The organism is Candidatus Pelagibacter sp. uisw_138, from assembly GCF_059512485.2.
The window spans coordinates 1087219-1108952 of the sequence record NZ_CM183453.2 but is presented as its reverse complement, the minus strand read 5'-3'; the positions used below and the strand labels follow the sequence as shown (position 1 = coordinate 1108952).

Here is a 21734-nt window from a genome sequence, read left to right as displayed (position 1 = left end):
ACAATTAATATATTTATATTTTAAAAAAAATTAATTAGATGAAGTATATAAGCACTAGGGATAACTCAAAAGAATATAGCTTTGAGCAAGTATTTATTAAAGGGCTTGCAGATGATGGGGGCTTGTTTATTCCAAAAGAGGTTAAAAAATACAGTGCTGAACAAATAAAGGCATTAAGTAACTTGAGTTATCAGAATTTAGCAAAAGAAATAATATACCCATTTATAGGTGACTTTATGACAATAAATGAGTTGTCAGATATTGTTGATAAATCATATTCTGTATTTAGAAAAGATAACGTCGTAGATTTAATTAAATTAGGTGATACTAAGGTTTTAGAGCTGTTTCATGGCCCGACACTAGCCTTTAAAGATATAGCAATGCAATTGTTAGGAAACTTCTATGAGCACTATTTAAAAAAAAATAATAAGAATATAAACGTTGTAGTTGCAACATCTGGAGATACAGGTGCTGCTGCAATAGATGCGATTAAGGGAAAAAAGAATATGAATATATTTGTTCTTCACCCTCATGAAAAAGTTTCACTCGTTCAAAGAAAACTAATGTCGACAGTCAAAGAAAAGAATGTCTTTAATATAGCGATTGAAGGTAATTTTGATGATTGTCAAAATTTAGTTAAATCAATGTTTGCAGATAAAGAATTTTCTAACTCAATAAATATGTCTGGAGTAAATTCAATAAATTGGGCAAGAATTATTGCGCAAGCTGTATACTATTTTTATACATACTTTCAAACACAAGACAAAAGGCCTATTAATTTTTCAGTACCGACAGGAAACTTTGGAGATGTATATGCTGGCTATCTATCAAAAAAAATGGGTTTACCAATAAACAAATTTATAGTTGCAACTAATAAAAATGATATTTTGCATAGAGCAATTTCTAATGGAAACTATGAAGCGGAAAGTGTGTCTGAAACCAACTCACCAAGTATGGATATTCAAATAGCTAGTAATTTTGAAAGGCTAATTTATGATTTAAATGATTGTGATGATAATGAAACTAGTACAATCATGCATGGAATTAAAAAAAAAGGTAAATATATTATTTCAAAAGATAAAATGGAAAAAATAAATAAAGATTTCTTATCAGCAAGCATGAGTGAAGAAGAGATTTTAGATACTATTAAAGAAGTTCACATAAAATATAACATTATACTGGATCCTCATAGTGCAATAGGATTTGGATCTTTAAATAAAGTAAATTTAGAAGGCAATAATATTGTTTTAGCTACTGCACATCCATGCAAGTTTCCTGAGGCTATAGAAAAATCAATTGGGATCAAACCTGACTTACCTGACGAACTAAAGTATGTTATGGATGAAAAAGAAAATTATGATATTATTTTAAATAATCTAAGTAAAACTCAACAATACATTAAGGAAAAAATATAATGAAATTAAAAGAAAATGAAACAATCCCTAATTCTGAATTTTTTATTATGGAAGATGGAAATCCTGTTAAGAAAAATACTTTTGAGTTTTTTAAGGATAAAAAGATAGTTTTATTTGGTTTACCTGGTGCTTACACATCAGTTTGTTCAGCCAAACATTTACCTGGATACGTTGATAGCCATGATAAATACCAAGCAAAAGGTGTAGATTTAATAGTCTGTATCTCAGTAAATGATCCATTTGTAATGGAAGCTTGGGGCAAGAGCCAAAATGTTGAAGATAAAGTTTTGATGATGGCTGATCCATTTTTGAGTTTTACGAAAGCAATTGGTGCTGATGTTGATAAAAGTGCCAGAGGCTTAGGTGTAAGATCAAATAGATACACAATGTTAATAGACAATCTAAAAGTAGTTAAATTGCAAGAAGAAGAAGATGCTGGTGCATGTGAAGTTTCAGCTGCCCAAAATTTTTTAAATTTAGTTTAATCCAGCAGCTTGTTTGGCTAATAAATCAACTTCTTCATTTAGAATATTTCCAGCATGAGCCTTAACCCATATCCATTTAATTTCATGAGATTGATTTAGTTCATAAAGCTGAGTCCAAAGTTCTTTGTTTTTTACTGGTTCCTTTTTAGAAGTTAACCAATTGTTTTTAATCCATTTATGCACCCAATCAGTAATACCTAATTTCACGTATTGGGAGTCTGTATAAATTTCAATAGGTTGGTGTTCTTTTATTTCCTGAAGCGCTTTAATTGGAGCCATTAGCTCCATCTTATTATTAGTTGTGTCTTTAACACTTCCACTAATTTTTTTAATTTCATCATTAATATTGATGATTGCAGCCCAACCACCATTTCCAGGGTTTTTTAAACAAGAGCCATCAGTATAAATTTTTATCATTATTTATAATAATCTTTGTAGTCATTCAGATTGTTATGAATAATTAGTTTTTGAAAATATTCGTTAGGTTCTTTGATCTGAATTAGTGCAGTTTTAGGAGTATTAAAATAATCATAAATTCTAGTTAGTAGGTATCTTAAAGCTGCCCCTCTACATAATATATTTAATGAGTCTCTCTCTTTTTTTGAAATAGTTCTTATAGTTTCATATCCATCAATTAAGTATTTAATTTTTTTATTATTCATTACAAAAGAATTTTTTTTCTTATCAAAACATAAAGCATTTATACAAATTGCAATCTCATACATCAGAAAATCATTGCTTGAAAAATAAAAATCAATAAATCCAGAAAATTTATTTTTATTAAAGAAGATATTATCTATAAATAAATCTCCATGAATAATTCCACTTGGTAAATTTTTTGGCCATTGATTTTTAATATCTTTTAAGCATACATTAAGAGTGGGTTTTAGTTTTGGAGCTATTTTATTAGATTTAAATTTTATACTTTTTAATAAGTTACCTAATTTATTAATAGACATAGAGTTTTGTCTATATAGCTTTATTTTAGTTCCAACTTTGTGAAATTTTGCAATATTTTTTCCAATATCAAAACAATTTTTATAATTAAGAGTGGCCTTATCTTTTCCCTTTAAAAAAGTCACAATACTAGAGGGTTTATTTTGAATTCTACTTAAGTGCTTGCCATCATTATTCTTTAATGGTTTTGGACAAATAATTTTTTTTTGATTTAGTTTTTCCATTAAGTTCATAAAAAAAGGTAAATCTTTTTCCTGAACTCTTTTTTCAAAAATTGTTAAAATAAATTTTTTTTTATTTGTTTTTAATAAGTAGTTTGTATTTTCTATTCCTTTTTTAATTCCTTCAGATTTGATTATTTTTCCTAATTTATAATCTCTATTTATTGATTGAAGGTCTTTACTATTTATTTTAGTGTATACAGCCATCTAATTTAATTTTGCAGGAACTTTAAAAACAATATTTTCTTTGATAATTTCAACTTCCTCAATTTTTATTTTAAAATTTTCTTTCAATTTATTAATGAAATTTTCAACCAAAACTTCAGGTGCTGATGCGCCTGATGAAACACCAATTATTTTGCAATTTTGTATTTTTTCAAAAGGAATTACACTCTCTGAATGAATTAGCTCGGCATATTGGCAGCCAGCTTGTTCTGCTACCTCAACTAAACGAACCGAATTTGAGGAATTTCTACTTCCTAAAACAAAAAACATATCACATTTTTTGGCAATATTTTTAACAGCTGATTGACGATTAGTAGTTGCATAGCAAATATCTTCTTTAAATGGTTCTTTAATCTGTGGGAATTTTTTTTTAAGAGCTTTTATTATATTCTTAGTGTCATCAACAGACAGAGTTGTTTGAGTAACATATGCAATTTTTTTATTATTATCTAATTTATATAATTCAACATCATGCTCATCTTGAATTAAATCAATCGAATCTTCTGATAATTGTCCCATAGTACCAATAACTTCTGGATGATTGTTATGTCCTATAAGAACAATATGGTAACCAGCTTTGTGAAGGTTTTCTGCCTCTCTATGAACTTTTGAGACAAGAGGGCAAGTAGCATCTATATATTCCATTTTATAGCTATCAGCTTCTAGAGGTACCGATTTTGGTACTCCGTGCGCAGAAAAAATTACTGGTCTAGTTTTATCTTTAATCTCCTCTAACTCTTCAACAAAAATTGCACCTATTGCCTTAAGACTATCCACTACATGTTTATTGTGTACTATTTCATGCCGCACATAAACGGGTGCACCATATTTTTTAATACTTTTTTTAACTATTTCTATTGCTCTTTCTACCCCAGCACAAAAACCTCTTGGAGCAGATAACAATACTTTAATTTCTTTATTTTTCATTTTTTTCTAAAAGATACTCAAGCAATATATGAGGAAAGGTTAAAGACGCCAAACCAATAAATATAACTTTTAATATTGCATCATTTAATTGATAGAAATTAGAAAGGAAATATAAGCTTATGACATATAAAATTGCAGTTAAAACTATAAGTGGCATAGCTTTTTTAATAAATGTTATAGCACCAATTTTAAAACTTTTTTCATTAAGCTCTGCTATCAACGAAATTGAATGTCGGAATGAATGTAGGAAGCAAAAGTATACTGTAAAGGCAATTAGTGGAGTTAAAAAATAATTCAGAACAATAATAGAAAAAAAATCCAAAAATATCAAAATATTCATAATTTTAAAATCTTTCAAAAAGTAATAAATACTAGAAAGTAAAGAAATAGATAAAGCAAAAAGTAATATACTGTTATCTTCAATAAAGTTTAAGAATAAATAAAACTTTTCATTTTCTATTAAAAGTAATTTAAAAATATTAATTGTTTCAACAAAGTGAAACATTAGTGGTGCAACGATTATTAGAGAACCTTTTAAGAAATAAAGAATTAGATTGGATACATTTTTATTACTTATCAAAAATTCAGTATCTTCTTTGCCAAAATGATATGAGGCCACAACTAAAAATAAAATAAGAGACACAGTTGGAAAAAATAACCAAAATATAATGATACCAATCCCAATAAGGGAATATATTAAATAAAAGAAATAAGATTTTTTTATATTATATAACTGGCTAAGTTTTTTACCTTTTTGATTATCTAACGCACCATGTGAAATTCCGATTGAAAGAATAAAAAATAAACACACTATTGGAGAGATGATTAAGTTTTCGAATCGATTAACAATCAAGGCAATAAAACATGAAAAAATAAAAAAGATAATTGAATGATAGAAATTAATTTTATTTATCAGACTATACATTTTATTTTAAAAGGGCTTTAATAAATAACCATTTAGGCATTTTAAGAATTATTAATAAATCTTGAAAAATATTACTCTTATTAGATAGAAATTTAATTACAGTTTCAGGAGAGTTATCAAACATTTTGAAAAATATATATGGCATTTGTTTAGCATGATTGCTTAAAACTCTTAAAAATATTTTATCTAGAAACTGATATTTTTTTTTAATTTCATATCTTCTAATTTTATCAATATTATTGATATTTTCCCTTAAATATCTGCTGTGGTCTTGGATATTCAAAAAAGTATACCCAGTACTTAATCTAGTCATATGTCCTGCAGTGCCAATATTTATTTTATTTTTTTCATTAATATTTGATGGATAAAATAGTGGTACCGCACCATTTTCTTTATAATTAATTTTGTAATTTTTAATATTTAAATGATTTTCAATGTAATCTCTTAATTGCTCATCATAATCCATTTCTAGATCATTATTCATTTTAGATAGCCAGGTGGTTTCAACTAAAGCCTTATTTTTGCTATAAGGCAATGTGTAAAAGAAATGAACACTGTCATGTTGTGGACAATCAAAGTCCATTAAATTCATGATTTTTTCATCAAAAACATCATTAGCAGTCTCAATCTCAATACCTTTAAAGTGTTGCCAAAGTTTATTTTCTTTAGAATCTATTGATGGAACACTATTAAAAATTAAGGAGTTATTTAAGTTTACCTCATTAATATTTTTATAAAATTTGACATTATGATTTTGCTTCAGTGTAGAGTTTATTTTTTTATAGAATAGTCCACTATCAATTGATTGATAGGGTAGTTTATTGCATTCTAAAAATTTAGTTTTATTCGGTATATTTATAGAAAAATTATCCCAACTTTTTTTTACACAATCTTCAAAATTATGGCTTGTTGTTTTCCAGAAAGACCAAGTTTTATCCCTCTTGTAATCTAATCTAGGCTCAATAATTGCTAATGTTTTATCTTTAAGTTTATTATGAGTTTCTAATTCGTATGCCAAAGATAGCCCAGCACAACCACCACCAATAATTATATAGTCAAATTCTTTCATTTAAATCTATTTCCTCACTAATTAAAAAGTGTTCATTATTCATATAACCACTTTTTTGTTTTGTTAAAAAAAGTGTTACTAAGTCAAATACAGAAAGAATGGTCTGATAGATTTTTGCAATACTATTTACATAAATCTTACCTGCTTTATTATAATTCTCTATATTCTTTGTTCTTAAAATTTTATCACCTATTTTTTTGTAAACCCTTCTTGCTACTAGTATTGCAAATCTAAACTTAAAGGGTATCTCCTTTATTGCTATAAAAGAACTTTTATAGAATAAATCAGCTAAAGCTAATGTGTCGCTTATTGTCTCAAAATCATTCTTAATATAAAATCTATTAACCCTCGAGTCTTCGATAACATCCCTAGATATATTTGTTAGTTGCATTGCAATGCCTAAATCTATGGCAGCTTTCATTGAATTGTCACCCTTAACATTTAAAATTTTTGCCATCATCAAGCCTACTGTACCAGCAACTCTGTAAGAATAAATTAACAAATCTTTTTTATTATTTAATTGAACTTTTTTATTTAAATCTGATTCAACACCATCAAATAAGTCTTTAATAATTTTTATTGAAATTAAATGATGATCCATAAGATCCCACATATTTTTAATTATTATATTATTATAGTTTTTATTAAGAAAATCATTCTTAAAGACTAATAGATTTTTTTTCTTAACTTCTAATTCTTCATCGTTATCTGCAATATTATCTACAGTTCTACAAAAATCGTATAAAGAGGAACACTTTCGATAGGTTTTTTCTGGTAAAAAGAAACCAGCCCAGTTAAATGACTTTGCGTAAATAGACAGGTAGTTTTTATTATGCATTATATAATCTTATCTAGAACCTTTGCAGAGGATAGCACACCAGGAACACCTGCGCCAGGATGTGTTCCTGCCCCAACAAAATACAAACCATCATAAATTTCTGATTTATTATGAAACCTAAAATATGCAGACTGTGTAAATTTAGGTTGGATCGAAAAACCTGATCCAAATTTAGTATTCAATTCATTTTCAAAATAATCTGGCGTTAAATAGAAATCTTCAATAATATTCTCTCTAAGATTAGGAAGTAATGCTTTTTCCATTTTATCTATTACTAAATTCTTCATTTTTTCACCTTCAATTTTCCAATCAATTTTGGATTGATTGTTTGGGACGGGCACAAGAACATAAAAGCAATCATTTCCTTCAGGCGCCATTGATTTGTCGGTAGCTGATGGTCTATGAAGGTAATAGCTTATGTCATCATTTAATTTTTTATTATCAAAAATATCACTCAGGTGTTCTTTATATTTATCACCAAATTTAATTGTGTGATGTTCAACATCTGGGTATGTTTTTTTTGTTCCAAAATAGTAAACAAATAGACCCATAGAGTACTGCATTCTATTCTGCTTCCATTTAAATAGAGAGCTTGTTTTATTTAGGCTTAGAAGCTTTTCATATACAGCAGGAGGATCGGCATTACATATTACATTATTTGAAAGTATTTCTCTTTGATTATCTAATTTTACTCCACTAATTTTTCCATTATTTGAAATTATTTCTGTTACCTCATGTCCTTTTATTAATTCAATTCCTTGTTCAATCATTAATTTTTCTAAGCCATTGATTATGTTCCCAGTTCCACCCATTGAGTAATGTATGCCCCATTTTTTTTCGAGATATAGAATTAATCCGTATATTGATGTTGTTGTAAAGGGGTTTCCACCAACTAATAGAGGATGCATACTTAGCATACGTCTTAATTTTTCATTTTTTATGTATGAAGAAACTAATGAATAAACTGATTTATAGCTTTTAAGTTTTAGTAAAGAAGGTAATTGTTTCATCATCACAAGAGGTTTGTCAAATGGAACGTCAGCCAGTTCTGTAAAGCCTTTATCAAATATTTTTTTTGTGAATTTTACAAGCTGCTCATAACCCTTAACATCATCTTTATTTATTTCTTCAATTTGTTTTTTCATTTGATCTTCATCACCAGAGTAATCAAATACACCTCCATCTTCATAAATAAACCTATACCAAGTTTTCAAAGGAGTTAGCTTTATGTAATTTTGAGACTTTTTATTAAATAAAGTGAAAAGCTCTTCAATTAGATATGGTGCGGTAATTACTGTTGGCCCAGCGTCAAAAGTAAAACCATTTTTTTTAAACACTCTAGCTCTTCCACCCAAGTCAGGGTGTTTTTCAATTAAAGTTACTTTATGATTTTTGGCTCTTAATCTTAGTGCTGCAGCTATACCACCAAATCCAGAACCAATAACAATAGATTTCATTGAGTTAATTTATAGTTTTTTTAAAAAATTGTAAGGTAATTATTAGCTTATTTTTTTTAAAGCTATTTTTGTTTCTTCAAGGTTCTTTTCAAAAAGACTATCAAGCTTTGATTTATCAACAGAAGTATTAATAATTTTTTTAACTGAATCAACGGCAATTTTAATTGAAACATCTTTTATTTCTTTAAGTGCAGCTTCTTTCATTTGTGAAATTTTATTTTCTGCTAAATTCTTTTTAATTTCTGAAGATTTGTGAAATTTATCATTCATTTCAATGATAAGGTGATCACTATCTTTTTTAGCTTGTTGCAAAATATCATTGCTTACTGTTTGTGCGGTATCAAGTTTATTTTGAGCACTATCTAGTAAGACCTTTGCTTCTTGTCTTAGCCTTTCGCTTTCATCTATTTCATTTTTAATATCAAGGATAAGCTTATTTAAAAGTTCATTAATTTTTTGAGGTATTTTTAAATAAACTAAAGCTCCTATAAATATTAAAAAGGATATAGCTACCCAAAAAGTTGCATCAATTACCATAATATTCATCCATTTTTTTTCTTGAAAGATCTTCTACTATTGCAGAAATACTACTACTGTTAACTTCGGCTCCTATTAGTTGCTGCAGCAAGTCCGAAGAAGTTTCTTCAGCAATCTTCCTGATTTTTTCTGGTGCATTATTTCTAAAAGTTTTTATCTCAATCTCTGCTTTATTAACCTCTTCATTAATTTCTTTATCTAGTGCTTCTTTTTTTACACTAATATCTTTCAACACTTTTTCTCTAGCTTGTTTAAAGTAGTTTTTTGCCTCATTTTTGCTGTCGTGTACTATCTTTTCGTATTCTTCAATTTTTTGTTCACTTTCTTCTCTTTTCTTCTCTGCAGCCTCAATATTTTCTAAAATTTGAGATTTTCTAGTTTCTAGGTTGGCACTTATTTTTGGAAGTATAAGTTTAGATAAAACAACATATAAAATTCCAAAAGTAATAATTAACCAAAAAATTTGAGAAACCCAAAACTCAGGATTTAATTGAGGCATTCCACCGCTTTCAGCTGCAAAAGCTTCCATAAAAAACAGGAAGCTTAAAAATATCGACTGAAAAAATATTTTTTTAATCATTAAATTTAAAATGCAAATAAAATAATTAACGCTACAACTAATCCAAATAGGCCAGTTGCTTCAGCTAAAGCAAAACCTAATAAAAGATTAGGAAATTGTTTTTGGGCTGCAGATGGGTTTCTCATTGCGCCAGAAAGGTAATTACCAAAAATAATTCCAATTCCAACACCGGCACCGGCTAGAGCTATTGCTGCTAGTCCTGCTCCGATCATTTTTGCTGCTTCTAATTCCATTATATCCTCCTTATGTTAGTTAATGGTGTAAATTTAATGCATCATTTAAGTAGATGCAGGTTAAGATTGCGAAAACATATGCTTGAAGAAAAGCAACTAGTATTTCCAAGCCAGTTAATGCAACCGAAAAACTCAGTGGAAGCCATCCACCAACTATTCCAAGGCTTATTACAAAGCCTCCGAAAACTTTCATCATAGTATGACCAGCCATCATGTTTGCAAATAAACGAACTGAAAGACTAACCGGTCTACTTAAGTAAGAAATTATTTCTATAACAACTATTAGCGGCAATAGTACAGCAGGCACTCCGCTAGGTACAAATAATTTTAAATATCCTAATCCATGTTTCATAAATCCAATAATTGTTACACCTACAAAAATAAATGAAGCTAAAATAAAAGTAACAATGATATGGCTAGTTACTGTAAAGGCGTAAGGGATCATCCCAAACATATTGCAAAATAGTACAAACATAAATATTGAGAAGATAAACGCAAAGTAGGGTTTTGCTTTTGATCCTGCGGTATCACTAATCATTTTAGAAACAAAAGTATAACTTAATTCAGAAAGAAGTTGCATCTTGCTTGGTAGTAAAGAGTTTTTTTTTGACCCTAAATTAAAAACTAATAAGATTGCAAGTGAACTAATCACCATAAACAAACTTGCGTTTGTGAAAGAAATATCTATTGCCCCTAATTTAATTTCTGGTCCAATTCTATAAACTTCGAATTGGTTCATTGGGTTTGTAGCCATAATTTTTTAAGTCTATTTTTGCATATTTTTTGCAGATCTGAATACATTTATAATTCCAGCAACAACACCTACAAAAAAAAATATTAATATTAACCAGGGCTTAGTACCAAAGGTCTTGTCTAAAATAAACCCTATAATTGTCCCAACTGCCACTGCAGACACTAATTCTGTACTTAATTTAAAGGCAGTTCCAATAGAAGAGGGTGCCTCTTCATTTTTATAGAGATTTTTCTTTGAAAGTTTAGTTTTTGCAATCTCCAAGCGAGTTTTAAGACTATCTTTTGGCATTTATGTATTAAGCAACCATACTCTCAGCTTTTTGTAAATCAACAGCTACTAGTTGGCTAATACCCTTTTCAGGCATAGTTACCCCATAAAGTCTATTCATTTTTGACATAGTTAGAGCGTGGTGAGTTACAATAATAAATTTAGTGTTAGTTATTTTAGTTAAATCATCAAGAAGTCCACAAAATCTTGTTACGTTAGCATCATCTAGTGGAGCATCAACTTCATCTAAAACACAAATTGGGGATGGATTAGTAAGGAACACAGCAAAAATAAGAGACAAGGCTGTTAAAGCTTGTTCACCACCAGATAATAAGGTTATAGACTGAAGTCTTTTACCAGGAGGACTTACCAACATTTCTAAACCAGCTTCAAGTGGGTCATCAGAGTCCACTAATTCTAGCTTTGCATTTCCACCATTAAATAGTTTTGTATAAACTTCATTAAATTTTCTATTAACTTTTTCAAAAGCTTCTAACAATCTTTCTCTTCCTTTTTGATTTAATTCATTAATACTTTCTTTTAATTTTATAATAGCAGACACAAGATCTTCTCTATCTTGCTCCATTTTTTTAATTTCAATTTCATATTTGCTGGTTTCTTCATCTGCTCTAAGGTTGACTGATCCCAATTTTTCTCTTTCTCTTTTTTTTTCATCAAGAGCTTCTTCTTGATCAACAGAATTGGGTAACTCTACAACACCATTTAAATTAGAATTTTCTAGAATATCATTTTCTTCAAGATTAAGTTCAGAGCTAACCCTTTCTAACAGATCTTCTTTACGTTTTTTTAAACCTTCAACAGTAGCTCCTGAGCTTGCTTTTCTTTCTCTTATTTGAATAGATCTTTCTTGAACGTCATTTAACTCAAGTCTTAAAGAGTTTATCTTTTTATCTGTTTCTTCTATAATTTTTTCATTCTCAATTTTTTCATTTTGTGAAATTCTCAGACCCTCTGTAGCTTGACCTTTTTTTTCTGCTTGAGCCTTGGGTTGTTGGTCACGTTCATTTAATTGTGATAATAATTTATTTTTTCTTTCAGTTAATTCTGTTACCATTTTTTGTGAGTTTGAAAGTAAGTTTTTCCAACTTTCAACTTCTGATTCTATAGCTTTGATTCTTTCATTTCTTTTTATAGACTCTTTTTTAATTGATTGGTTTTTACTAAAACTATCTGCATATTTTTCTTGAAGTAATTTTATATTGCTATTTTTTTCATCAATATCAGTTAATTTACTTTTACTTTCGTCATTAGCTAAATTATTTAAGAAATTATTTAATTCCATTTTGGTTCTATCCAGCAATGTAAGAGCCTGGTTAGCTTCATTACTGTCTATTAATTCTTTAATTTTTTCGATTGTATTAATGACGTCTTTAATTGGGTCAATACTGATATTTATGTTGCCATTAGCAAATATTTCAATAATTTCATCGACAGCTTTTTGCTCTTCATTGAGTTGGTTTTTTGCCTTCTCAAGGTCTTCGTTTGATAATTTTTCTGTTTCAAAATATTTAGAGTCTATTTCTATTAATTCACTTTTTTCTTCTTTTAATCTTTTTTCATTTGAGTTTGCATCTATTACAATGCCTTTTTCTCTATCAATATCTTCTTCAATTGTTTTTAGTGATTTTTTAAAATTTTCTATCTCATCTTGTGTTCTTACATTTTCCTCATCTAGACTTTGTAATTCTAAGTTCAATCGTTGAATTCTTGATAGGTTTTCAATATTCTTTTCTCTTAATGGAGAAACTTTATCTGTTTCAGTTTTAATTAAACTTTCAAATTGATTGATCTGTTGATTAAAGTTGCTTACTTCTCCCTCAGCTTCATTGTTAATTTCATTTTCTATTCTAATTTCATTATCAATGTCTAATAATTTTAGATAATATAAACCTGCTTCAATTTTTTTTATTTCTTCAGATATAAGTTTATATTTTGTGGCTTCCTCAGCTTGTTTCTGAAGGTTTGCTAGTTGTTTTTCTTGTTGTCTTCTTAATTCATCAGCTCTTTTCAAGTTTACTTCTGCTGCGTTCAACCTAAGTTCAGCCTCATGTCTTCTAACATGTAATCCTGAAATATTAGCTGCCTCTTCTAAAATTGCACGTCTGTCTGTAGGCTTAGCAGTAACTAAGGCTCCAATACGTCCCTGACTAATCATTGATGGTGAATGAGCGCCTGTAGATAAATCTGCGAAAAACATTTGAGCATCCCTAGCTCTAACTTCTTTGTCGTTTATGTAAAATTTTGAACCTTTATCTTTTTCAATCTTTCTTCTAACCTCTATATGATCTAAATCTTTATATTGCATTGGACCATCATGACTTGCATTATCTACACTTATTGAAACTTCTGCTATATTTTTAGAAGACTTATTAGATGTACCATTAAAAATAACATCTTCCATACCTGAACCACGCATACTCTTAGCTGAGGTTTCACCCATAACCCATCTTAAGGATTCTACAATATTAGATTTCCCACAACCGTTAGGACCAACGATGCCAGTTAAGCCATGCTCTATTAGAAAATTTGTTTTTTCAGCAAATGATTTAAATCCATTTAATTGGATTTTTTTAAACTCCATGGACTAACTTATATCAGTTTTTCCAGATATTTTTTTAAATTCTTATAATTTAGGGCTTTATCAAACTTTTTGTCATCAATTATTATCGTAGGAGTAGCATTAACTTCAAATTTTTTTACCCCATCGATTCGATCATTTAAAACGTAATCTTCTATAGCTTTATCGCTCAGGCATTTTTCAAAATTTACATTCACATTTTCACCTTCTAAGAATTTTTTCAAATAACTTGTTGCTTCTTCTGGTGTTTTTCCTCTGGCCCATTTTTTTTGGCCAGAGTATAAAGTATTCATAATACTTGAACTGCCATCGTTATTACATTGTGCAATTTTTGATGCATTAAATGCAGCTAAATCTAATGGAAAATGTCTAAATTCAATTCTTACCAACCCTTTATCAATGAAGTCTTTTTTTAGTTCTGGATAAACATCTTTATGAAAATTTGCACAGTGACCACAAGTCAATGACTCGTAAGCAATTATTGTTATTCTGGCACTTTCTTCACCCTCGGTAATTCTTTTAATTATTTCATTATCTGCAGCAAACACTTTAGCGGAGAAGATTATAAATATTATAAATAATGCTGAGGTTAATTTTTTCATCGTTGTTTAAATAGTTTTGTTAATTCAAGTAATGATTTTTTAATTTTGTCATTTTTAATACTATTTATTCTATCTGCATATTTAATATTTGTCACATGGTTTTCATTAGCATCTAATTTTTTGAATTTTGTTTGAAAATCATCAAAACTTATAAATTTCAATTTTTCAACAACGGCATAGCCAAAGAAACTATTCATTTTATCCATTATTATTTTTTTTGAATATTCTAAATCAATTTCGTGCCCTCTCTTCACCATTATTTGAAGAGTGCTTACTCCAAATTTATTCGAATTTTTAAAGGATTTCGGATAACATATTTGAAAAAGATCATCTCCAACTATGTACTTCCAGTTATTAAGTGTTTCAGAAAATATATGACCCTTTTCTTTGATTATTTTTTTAATATTTTTTGGCAAAGTGTCTTTAAAAGACCTTAAGCCTTGAATAGTTTTGAACCTCTGCTTAATATTATTTTTAAATTGCATATGACTAAATCCATACTAACAAAAAAAATTCTTTATTGGTACGATAATAATAAAAGATCACTCCCATGGAGAAAAAAACTATCACAAGTTAAGCGAGAATATTACACGTTAGTAAGTGAATTTATGTTGCAGCAAACACAGGTTGCTACTGTTATTCCATATTTCAATAATTTTATAAAAGATATTCCTGACATTAAGTCTCTATCAAAAATTAAGGAACATAAGCTTTTAAAGTATTGGGAGGGCCTTGGTTATTATTCAAGAGTAAGAAATTTAAAAAAGACTGGGCAAATATTAGAAAAAAATTTTAATAGAAGGTTACCAAGCACAATTGAAGAATTAAAATTATTACCTGGAATAGGTGACTATACTTCTAATGCAATAATGGCAATTGCCTTTAACAAGCCATTTATTCCCTTAGATGGAAATATTGAAAGAGTAATTAAAAGATTGTTAAATTTAAAATTACCTAAAGAAATTACAAAAGATAACCTTGTTAAGAGCAAAAAAATATTAGGTAGCTCAATTAGGGCAAGTGATTATGCGCAAGCTTTAATGGAGTTAGGTGCATTAATTTGTCGACCTAAAAACCCCTTATGTCACCAATGTCCTTTAACTAAAAATTGTACATCTTTTAAAAAACAAGATTTTGAAATAATAAAAGAAAGAAAAAAGAAGATTGATAGATTTTATTTATTAGAAGTTTATAAAAAGAATAATCAATTTTTGTTAATAAAAAATACTAAATTTAATTTTTTAAAAAATTTACAAATATTTCCTATGAAGCAAATATCCAAACCTGATAATTTAGCAAAAGCTTTAAACTTTAAGATATCAAATATGAATATGAATATAATAATCAAGTTTTCCAAGTTAAAAGGTGCAATTTCTAACTCTTCTTGGATTGATAGCTCTAAGCTTGATGATTATACTTTGCCAACATTTACTAAAAAAATTTTTAATCATTTAAAAAAAAATTAATGAAAAATATAGCAATAATAGGGGCGGGTATTTCAGGTCTGTATATTGCAAATCTTTTAAGCCAAAACTCAAATTATAAAATTACAATTTATGAGAAAAATAGCTCTGTTAACTTAGAGAAAGGATATGGAATTCAACTTTCAGTGAATAGCATTAAACTATTAAATCAAATAAATTTTCAAAAAATTAGGGTAGAAGATAAATTTCACCCCCATAAATTAGACTTCTATTCTTTAAAAAATAATAAGAAAATATGTGATTTAGATATATCCATGTTTAATAGTACTGATACAAAATATACTACCTTGCAGCGCTCTACTTTAATTAATTTCTTAAAAGATGGGCTTCATGAAAATATTATCAATTATAATAAAAAAGTTATAAAAATTAATGAAGAAGCTGAAAGCAAAGAGGTATTTTTTGAGGATAGTTCATCAGTAAAATGGGATTACTTGATTATTTCTGATGGAATTTTTTCAAAAACAAAATCATTAATTGCTAATAAAGAAATTAAACCAAAGTATTTTAACTCTATTGCTTTAAGAGCAACAATAGATCAGGATGCTATTAAGGGAATTAACCCAGAGAATATATCTTTATTTTTAGGATCTAATTTACATTCAGTTCTTTATCCAATTAATAGCAAAAGACAGCTTAATTTCATTAGCATTCTTAGAAAAAAGCTTAACACTAAAGAGTTATCTGACTATTCTTTATTTGAGAGCAAAGATTTTACTGCGTCTATTATATCTGAAATATCAAAGCAAGTAGCTCCTGAAATAATTAAAAATCTAAAAGGTATTAAATGCTTCCCTATATTTGTGAGTTCCGAGGTGTTTGAACTAAAAAATCAAAATACTTTTATTATTGGTGATGCTTTTTTTGCTTTACCTCCAACCTTTGCGCAAGGTGCATCTCAATCAATAGAGGTTGCACATGAACTGTATAAAAATTTAGAAAATGAAAAGACTCAATTTAACTCTGAAAGAGTTAAAAGGGTAAAGATGATTGATATGAAATCAAAACTCAATTATTTTGCTTTTCATTTATCTAACCCTTTAACAATTTGGATTAGAAACTTAATAATACAAAAATTAGTAAAAAATAAAAAATTTATTAACAGCTATCTTGGTAAAATTTATAAAGACTAATTTTTAGAAATTAATCTTTGTCTTAAATTATCAATTGGCACAGAAACACCATTCACTGTGCAATGCCAATAAGTCCATCCATTACAGCTTTCAGAGCCAAGTATTGTTGCTGCAACTTTATGAATCGATCCTTCAGCTTGATTATGCTTGATACTTCCATCTGCCATAATCTTAGCAACTATCTTTTTCTTTTGATCAAAGATACTTGTTCCAGGCTTTATTATTCCAAGCTCTACCAAAGATCCAAAAGGTATTCTAGGCTTGGATCTATTATTTTTTAGAGTGTCTAAGAAATTATCTTCCAAAGGTTTTGTATTTTTTAACCTTTCTTCTGCTGCTTTAAAATAGATCTTCTCTTTTTCTATACCGTAATATTTTCTACCTAATTTTTTTGCAACAGTTGCAGTTGTTCCAGATCCTAAGAATGGATCTAGAATTAAATCGTCCTTATTTGATGATGCTAATAAAACTCTATGTAATAAAGATTCTGGTTTTTGAGTAGAGTGAACTTTTTTCCCATCTTTCTTAAGTCGCTCCGCTCCATTACAAATAGGTAAATTCCAATCAGATCTCATTTGAAGATCATCATTTAAACATTTCAAAGATTGATAGTTGAAAGTATATTTTGACTTTTCGCTTTTAGAAGCCCAAATTAAAGTTTCATGAGCGTTCGTAAATCTTGTTCCTCTGAAATTAGGCATTGGGTTATTCTTATTCCAGATAACATCGTTTAAAATCCAAAAACCTAAATTCTGTATTGCAGTGCCCACTCTAAAAATATTATGATAACTTCCTATGACCCAGATGGCTCCATCTTTTTTTAATATTCTTCTACATTCTGAAAGCCAAGCAACTGTAAAGTCGTCATATTTTTTAAAGCTTTCAAACTGATCCCATTTATCATTAACAGCACTGACTTTGCTTCTGTCTGGTCTTGTAAGGGAATTTTTTAATTGTAAATTGTATGGTGGATCAGCAAAAACAAGATCAAAGGTTTCGCTTGGAATTTTTTTTAATTCCTCGAGACTGTCACCATTAATAATCTTATTTTTATAATTGTTTTCCATTTTCTATAAAACAATTAAACTTCAAATGGATTCTACGGTCAACCTGTGATTGAATTAAATGGATTCAATTTGTGTTTATTATTTCTTAAACAACCAGATCTTGTGTTGTTATTATTAGGATTTATAGAAGATCACTAATAGGTGAAAATGTTTTGCGGTGATATTTGGTAATACCAAATTTCTTAATAGCTTTTAAATGTTCTTTGGTTCCATAACCAGAGTTTGTATCCCATCCATAATTATTAAATTCTTTTGAAAGTTTTGTAATAAATTTATCTCTACTGACTTTTGCAATAATTGATGCAGCAGAAATGCTTGGAATTTTTTGATCTCCTTTAATTATATATTCTAATTTATAGTTTTTTAGGTCAGGCAGTTTGTTGCCATCAATTAAAACAAGTGAAGGTTTTGTTTTTAACTTAAGAATAGCTCTTTTCATTGCAAGTAAACTTGCATGCAATATATTAATTTTTTCAATTTCTTTAGTCGACGCCTGACCTATAGCCCATATAGAATTTTTTTTGATATATTTTTCAAGCTCCTCTCTCTTGTCTTTTGTTAGAGTTTTTGAATCCTTTAATAATCTTTTATCAATAGAAATATTTAATATGACAGCTGCCGCATAAACGGGTCCAATTAAGCTTCCTCTACCAACCTCATCAACACCTGCTAAGATTTTCATTAAATGGATAGTATTAGTTCTAAGATTTTTTGTTTAATCTTTTTTAAGTCATCCCATGAATGTTTTTTATTTTCAGGAGCTCTTAAAAGATAAGAGGGGTTAAAAGTTATGATAACGTTGTAACTTGTATTCTTGACAATTACTTCCTTCCATTTTCCTCTCTCAATAGAAATTTTATTATTTAAACCTGTTAAAGATTCCATAGCAGTACTACCCATAAGAATTATTATTTTAGGATTTATTATTGAAATATGTTTTTGTAAAAATTGAGAATATCTTTTAATTTCTGTAGAGTTTGGCTTTCGATCTTCAGGGGGCCTAAAGTTTACAGCATATGTTGTATAAATATTTTGTTTTTCAATATTTATTGCAATTAGCATTTTTTTTAAGAGATCTCCTACCTCACCCATAAAAGTTAATCCGGAATTATCTTCTTCAACACCTGGGGCTTCACCAATTATCATTATTGGGCTATTAATATTTCCATCTCCTAAAACCATCTTTTTTGAATTATTCTTTAAGTTACAATCACTAATTGAGTTTATTTGTTCTTTAAGATCCTCAAGATCTTTAACTTTATCTATTTTTTGAATATTCATATCTTTTTTTAAATCATTACTAGTATTTTTTAGTCTATTGATTGGGTTTTCATCAAAAATAAAGTCAGATCCAGTAGAGTTTAAAAACTCAGAGTCAAAATTCGTTTTTTGATTTATTACTTTTTTAGACATAGAATGGTCAAATGTTGGTAAAGTTTTTTAAATTATTTTTAATATTATTACTTTATCAAAGTCCATTATACTCAAAAAATACCAGTTTAAACGATTTTAATGCGAGGTATTTGTCTAATTATTTTTCAGGAATTGTAGCTTATGAAAATCTAGATAATACGGAAGCTTTAAAATTTTTTAATTCATCAAAAATATTAATAAAACAGCATGATGCCTATCTTGAGAGGTATGTATTTTCTTTAGTGCTTGATGGCAAAGTTAAGAAAGCAATTAATCAAGTTAAACAGAACTCAACAAAAAACAACTCTGACTTTTTTCAGGCTAATCTGTTACTGGCAGTTGATAGTTTAAAGAAAAAAAACTTTAAAAAAAGTAAAGTTTATATTGATAGATCATATGAATTTATTAACAATGATAGGCTTTCCCTAATCATTGCAGAAACCTTCAAACAATATTTATCAGTTTTTGAAGAAAAAAAATTAATGAAGCAAAAAAATACGTTTGGAAATTTTTCATTTATTAACGAAGTTTTTCAACGATGTTATTTAAATGATAAAGATACTGAGAGATATTTTAATACATTAATTAATTCACAAAACGATGCTGATTATTCAAGATATACATTTTTTTTGATCAGTCATTTAATCGAGAATGATAATTATGATAAGGCAAAAAAAGTTACTAATAATTTTGATTATTTAAATTCATCAGTGTTAATTTCTCAAGGTAAAAAATGGATAGAAGATAAAAACTTAGGTAATTTTCAAGATATTTTCTTATGCACTAATTCGAATGACATCGTTAGTGAGCTATTTTTTCTAACAGCAAATCTCTATTCATCTCAGAATGATTATGAGAAATCAAATTTTTACTTAAACATAGCAAACTATTTAAATCCTAAATTTATTTTCAATTTGTCTCTATTAGCTGAAAATTATTATTTGAATGACGATTATTCCAATACATTAAAAACTCTCAAAGTATTTGATAAAAAGCATGAATTTTATTATTGGTTTAAGTTAAAAAAAGAGTCTCAAATTATTTTAAAAAAGTCTGATCAAGAAACATCTCTAAATTTTATCAATGAAAAATTTAAAGAAATTAAAAACCCAAATAAAAAATTTTTATTTGATATTGCAAATATGCATAAAAATGCAAAAAGATATATTGAAGCGATAAGTTTTTACGATCAAATACTTTTAAAAATGGACGTTAATTCCGACTTATACGCTGAAATATTATATAGGCGTGGAGGAAGTTATGAAAGATCTGGAGATTATATAAAAGCAGATAAAGATTTATTAAAATCTCTAGAAGCCAACCCAGATGATGCTTATGTTTTAAATTATTTAGCTTATTCATGGCTGGAAAGAGAACATAAAATTGAAACAGCTCTTAAGATGCTTGAAAAAGCTTATGCAGCAAGAAGCAACGATCCATATATTATTGACTCAATCGGTTGGGCATATTACTTGGTTGAAGAATATGAGAAGGCAGAAAATTTTCTTAAAAGAGCGGTTGAATTAATGCCTCAGGATCCAATAGTTAACGATCATTATGGTGATATTCTTTGGCAGCTGGATAGAAAAATTCAAGCAAGATATTTTTGGCAAGCTGTTTTAAATTTAGATGAAACAGAAGATACCATGAAAGAAACTATTAAAAATAAATTAATAGAGGGATTAAAAAATTCCTAAATTATGAATAGTTTTAAGATAAAGTCTTATGCAAAGATAAATTTAGCACTAAACGTTACTGGAAAAAAATCAAAGCTTCATAATATTGAAAGTTTAATTTCTTTTATTGATTTACATGATTCAATCACACTAACAGAAAGCAAAATAAAACAGCATAAAATCAAATTTTTTGGAAAGTTTTCTAAAAATATTAGTAAAATTAATACCATTTCAAAATTGTTAAAAATTTTAGATAATAAAAAATTTTTAAATAATAAAAAATTTGAAATTAAAGTTATAAAAAATATACCCCAAAAAGCAGGAATGGGAGGTGGGTCCATGAATGCTGCCAGTCTATTAAATTTTTTTATTGAAAAAAAAATAATTAAATTAAAAAAAAGTGAGATAAGAAAAATAAGTAATGAAATAGGATCAGATGTTATCTTAGGTATAAAGCCGTCATCTGCTATTCTTTTATCTAATGGAGATATTAAAAAATATAAAAATAAAATTAAATTTCATATATTAGTTGTGAAACCTAACTTTGGATGTTCTACAAAATATATTTATTCTAAAGTTAATTCATTCTCCAAACCGCAATTCAACCCTCCTAAACAGAAACTATTTGAAGCAAAATGTTTAAAAAATTTAGACAATGATCTTGAAAAGGTTGCCTTAAATAAATATCCAGAACTTAAAATAATTAAATCCTACCTCATCGGTTTACCCGATGCTCTATTTGCTAGAATGTCTGGATCAGGATCCTCAATAGTGGCTTATTTTCATTCCAAAAAGGCGTGCAAAAAAGCCTGCAGTCAATATAAACGAAAATTTAATAGCCACTGGTGTATTGAATCAAAAACTATATAA

Annotated in this window: 24 protein-coding genes; 6 read left to right on the top strand and 18 right to left on the bottom strand. The window is 28.0% G+C overall.

The genetic code is table 11. The features are described from left to right. Positions 1-38 precede the first annotated feature (38 nt). Together thrC and AC5YGC_RS05955 are read left to right on the top strand one after the other, a co-directional pair. On the top strand, positions 39-1415 hold the full coding sequence (thrC, locus tag AC5YGC_RS05960; protein WP_496139311.1) for a threonine synthase: 1377 nt from the start codon (positions 39-41) through the stop codon (positions 1413-1415). Further along, complete coding sequence (locus AC5YGC_RS05955; RefSeq protein ID WP_496139310.1) at positions 1415-1900, top strand: redoxin family protein; 486 nt, start codon at positions 1415-1417, stop codon at positions 1898-1900. The genes thrC and AC5YGC_RS05955 overlap by 1 nt, the downstream gene beginning before the upstream one ends. On the opposite strand, the gene rnhA is transcribed toward AC5YGC_RS05955, so the two are convergent. From rnhA to AC5YGC_RS05880, 15 genes are read right to left on the bottom strand one after another with little or no spacing between them, the layout of a single operon-like run. Then, a complete protein-coding gene (gene rnhA, locus AC5YGC_RS05950) occupies positions 1892-2317 on the bottom strand; it encodes a ribonuclease HI (RefSeq protein ID WP_496139309.1) in 426 nt (141 codons plus the stop codon). The genes AC5YGC_RS05955 and rnhA overlap by 9 nt on opposite strands. After that, complete coding sequence (locus AC5YGC_RS05945; protein WP_496139308.1) at positions 2317-3285, bottom strand: homoserine kinase; 969 nt, start codon at positions 3283-3285, stop codon at positions 2317-2319. The genes rnhA and AC5YGC_RS05945 overlap by 1 nt, the downstream gene beginning before the upstream one ends. Then, positions 3286-4230, bottom strand: coding sequence for a 4-hydroxy-3-methylbut-2-enyl diphosphate reductase (gene ispH / locus AC5YGC_RS05940; RefSeq protein WP_496139307.1), 945 nt, complete (start codon positions 4228-4230; stop codon positions 3286-3288). Continuing rightward, the gene (locus AC5YGC_RS05935; RefSeq protein WP_496139306.1) at positions 4220-5155 is read right to left on the bottom strand and encodes a beta-carotene 15,15'-dioxygenase, Brp/Blh family; all 936 of its coding nucleotides are present in this window, start codon (positions 5153-5155) and stop codon (positions 4220-4222) included. The genes ispH and AC5YGC_RS05935 overlap by 11 nt, the downstream gene beginning before the upstream one ends. Before the next feature lies 1 nt (position 5156). Beyond that, complete coding sequence (locus AC5YGC_RS05930; RefSeq protein ID WP_496139305.1) at positions 5157-6224, bottom strand: lycopene cyclase family protein; 1068 nt, start codon at positions 6222-6224, stop codon at positions 5157-5159. Beyond that, positions 6211-7062, bottom strand: coding sequence for a squalene/phytoene synthase family protein (locus AC5YGC_RS05925; RefSeq protein ID WP_496139304.1), 852 nt, complete (start codon positions 7060-7062; stop codon positions 6211-6213). The genes AC5YGC_RS05930 and AC5YGC_RS05925 overlap by 14 nt, the downstream gene beginning before the upstream one ends. Next, a complete protein-coding gene (gene crtI / locus AC5YGC_RS05920) occupies positions 7062-8519 on the bottom strand; it encodes a phytoene desaturase family protein (protein ID WP_496139303.1) in 1458 nt (485 codons plus the stop codon). The genes AC5YGC_RS05925 and crtI overlap by 1 nt, the downstream gene beginning before the upstream one ends. Positions 8520-8561: 42 nt before the next feature. Next, on the bottom strand, positions 8562-9065 hold the full coding sequence (locus AC5YGC_RS05915) for a F0F1 ATP synthase subunit B family protein (protein WP_496139302.1): 504 nt from the start codon (positions 9063-9065) through the stop codon (positions 8562-8564). Further along, positions 9046-9585, bottom strand: a complete 540-nt coding sequence (locus tag AC5YGC_RS05910; protein WP_496139301.1) for a F0F1 ATP synthase subunit B family protein — start codon at positions 9583-9585, stop codon at positions 9046-9048. Before AC5YGC_RS05910 ends, AC5YGC_RS05915 begins: the two co-directional genes overlap by 20 nt. A 56-nt stretch (positions 9586-9641) precedes the next feature. Beyond that, positions 9642-9869: a F0F1 ATP synthase subunit C gene (locus AC5YGC_RS05905; RefSeq protein WP_006997791.1), complete on the bottom strand. Its 228-nt coding sequence runs from the start codon at positions 9867-9869 to the stop codon at positions 9642-9644. Between the two features lie 19 nt (positions 9870-9888). Beyond that, positions 9889-10623: a F0F1 ATP synthase subunit A gene (locus tag AC5YGC_RS05900; protein ID WP_018413543.1), complete on the bottom strand. Its 735-nt coding sequence runs from the start codon at positions 10621-10623 to the stop codon at positions 9889-9891. 12 nt (positions 10624-10635) lie between these two features. Further along, positions 10636-10911: an AtpZ/AtpI family protein gene (locus tag AC5YGC_RS05895; RefSeq protein ID WP_271492225.1), complete on the bottom strand. Its 276-nt coding sequence runs from the start codon at positions 10909-10911 to the stop codon at positions 10636-10638. A gap of 7 nt (positions 10912-10918) precedes the next feature. After that, positions 10919-13492 carry an AAA family ATPase gene (locus AC5YGC_RS05890; RefSeq protein ID WP_496139300.1) on the bottom strand — a complete coding sequence of 858 codons (2574 nt, stop codon included), beginning with the start codon at positions 13490-13492 and terminating at the stop codon, positions 10919-10921. A gap of 8 nt (positions 13493-13500) precedes the next feature. Then, positions 13501-14091 (bottom strand): thioredoxin domain-containing protein, encoded by a 591-nt coding sequence (locus AC5YGC_RS05885; protein WP_496139299.1) that lies wholly within the window; start codon positions 14089-14091, stop codon positions 13501-13503. Beyond that, entirely contained in the window at positions 14088-14576 is a 489-nt protein-coding gene (locus AC5YGC_RS05880) for a DciA family protein (protein ID WP_496139298.1), read from the bottom strand. Before AC5YGC_RS05880 ends, AC5YGC_RS05885 begins: the two co-directional genes overlap by 4 nt. Between AC5YGC_RS05880 and AC5YGC_RS05875 the strand changes: the two genes are divergently transcribed. Then, the gene (locus AC5YGC_RS05875; RefSeq protein WP_496139297.1) at positions 14577-15557 is read left to right on the top strand and encodes an A/G-specific adenine glycosylase; all 981 of its coding nucleotides are present in this window, start codon (positions 14577-14579) and stop codon (positions 15555-15557) included. Continuing rightward, a complete protein-coding gene (locus AC5YGC_RS05870; protein ID WP_496139296.1) occupies positions 15557-16708 on the top strand; it encodes an FAD-dependent monooxygenase in 1152 nt (383 codons plus the stop codon). The genes AC5YGC_RS05875 and AC5YGC_RS05870 overlap by 1 nt, the downstream gene beginning before the upstream one ends. Here the strand turns inward: AC5YGC_RS05870 and AC5YGC_RS05865 are convergent. The 3 genes from AC5YGC_RS05865 to AC5YGC_RS05855 form a co-directional block, all read right to left on the bottom strand. Next, positions 16705-17775, bottom strand: coding sequence for a DNA methyltransferase (locus AC5YGC_RS05865; protein ID WP_496139295.1), 1071 nt, complete (start codon positions 17773-17775; stop codon positions 16705-16707). The two genes, AC5YGC_RS05870 and AC5YGC_RS05865, sit on opposite strands and share 4 nt — an antisense overlap. A gap of 121 nt (positions 17776-17896) precedes the next feature. Further along, entirely contained in the window at positions 17897-18457 is a 561-nt protein-coding gene (gene rnhB / locus AC5YGC_RS05860; protein WP_496139294.1) for a ribonuclease HII, read from the bottom strand. After that, a complete protein-coding gene (locus AC5YGC_RS05855; protein WP_496139293.1) occupies positions 18457-19188 on the bottom strand; it encodes a uracil-DNA glycosylase family protein in 732 nt (243 codons plus the stop codon). The genes rnhB and AC5YGC_RS05855 overlap by 1 nt, the downstream gene beginning before the upstream one ends. 110 nt (positions 19189-19298) lie before the next feature. Here AC5YGC_RS05855 and AC5YGC_RS05850 point away from each other — a divergent pair, with 110 nt between their 5' ends. Further along, a complete protein-coding gene (locus tag AC5YGC_RS05850; protein WP_496139292.1) occupies positions 19299-20885 on the top strand; it encodes a tetratricopeptide repeat protein in 1587 nt (528 codons plus the stop codon). Positions 20886-20888: 3 nt separating this feature from the next. Continuing rightward, positions 20889-21734 (top strand): GHMP family kinase ATP-binding protein, encoded by an 846-nt coding sequence (locus AC5YGC_RS05845; protein ID WP_496139291.1) that lies wholly within the window; start codon positions 20889-20891, stop codon positions 21732-21734.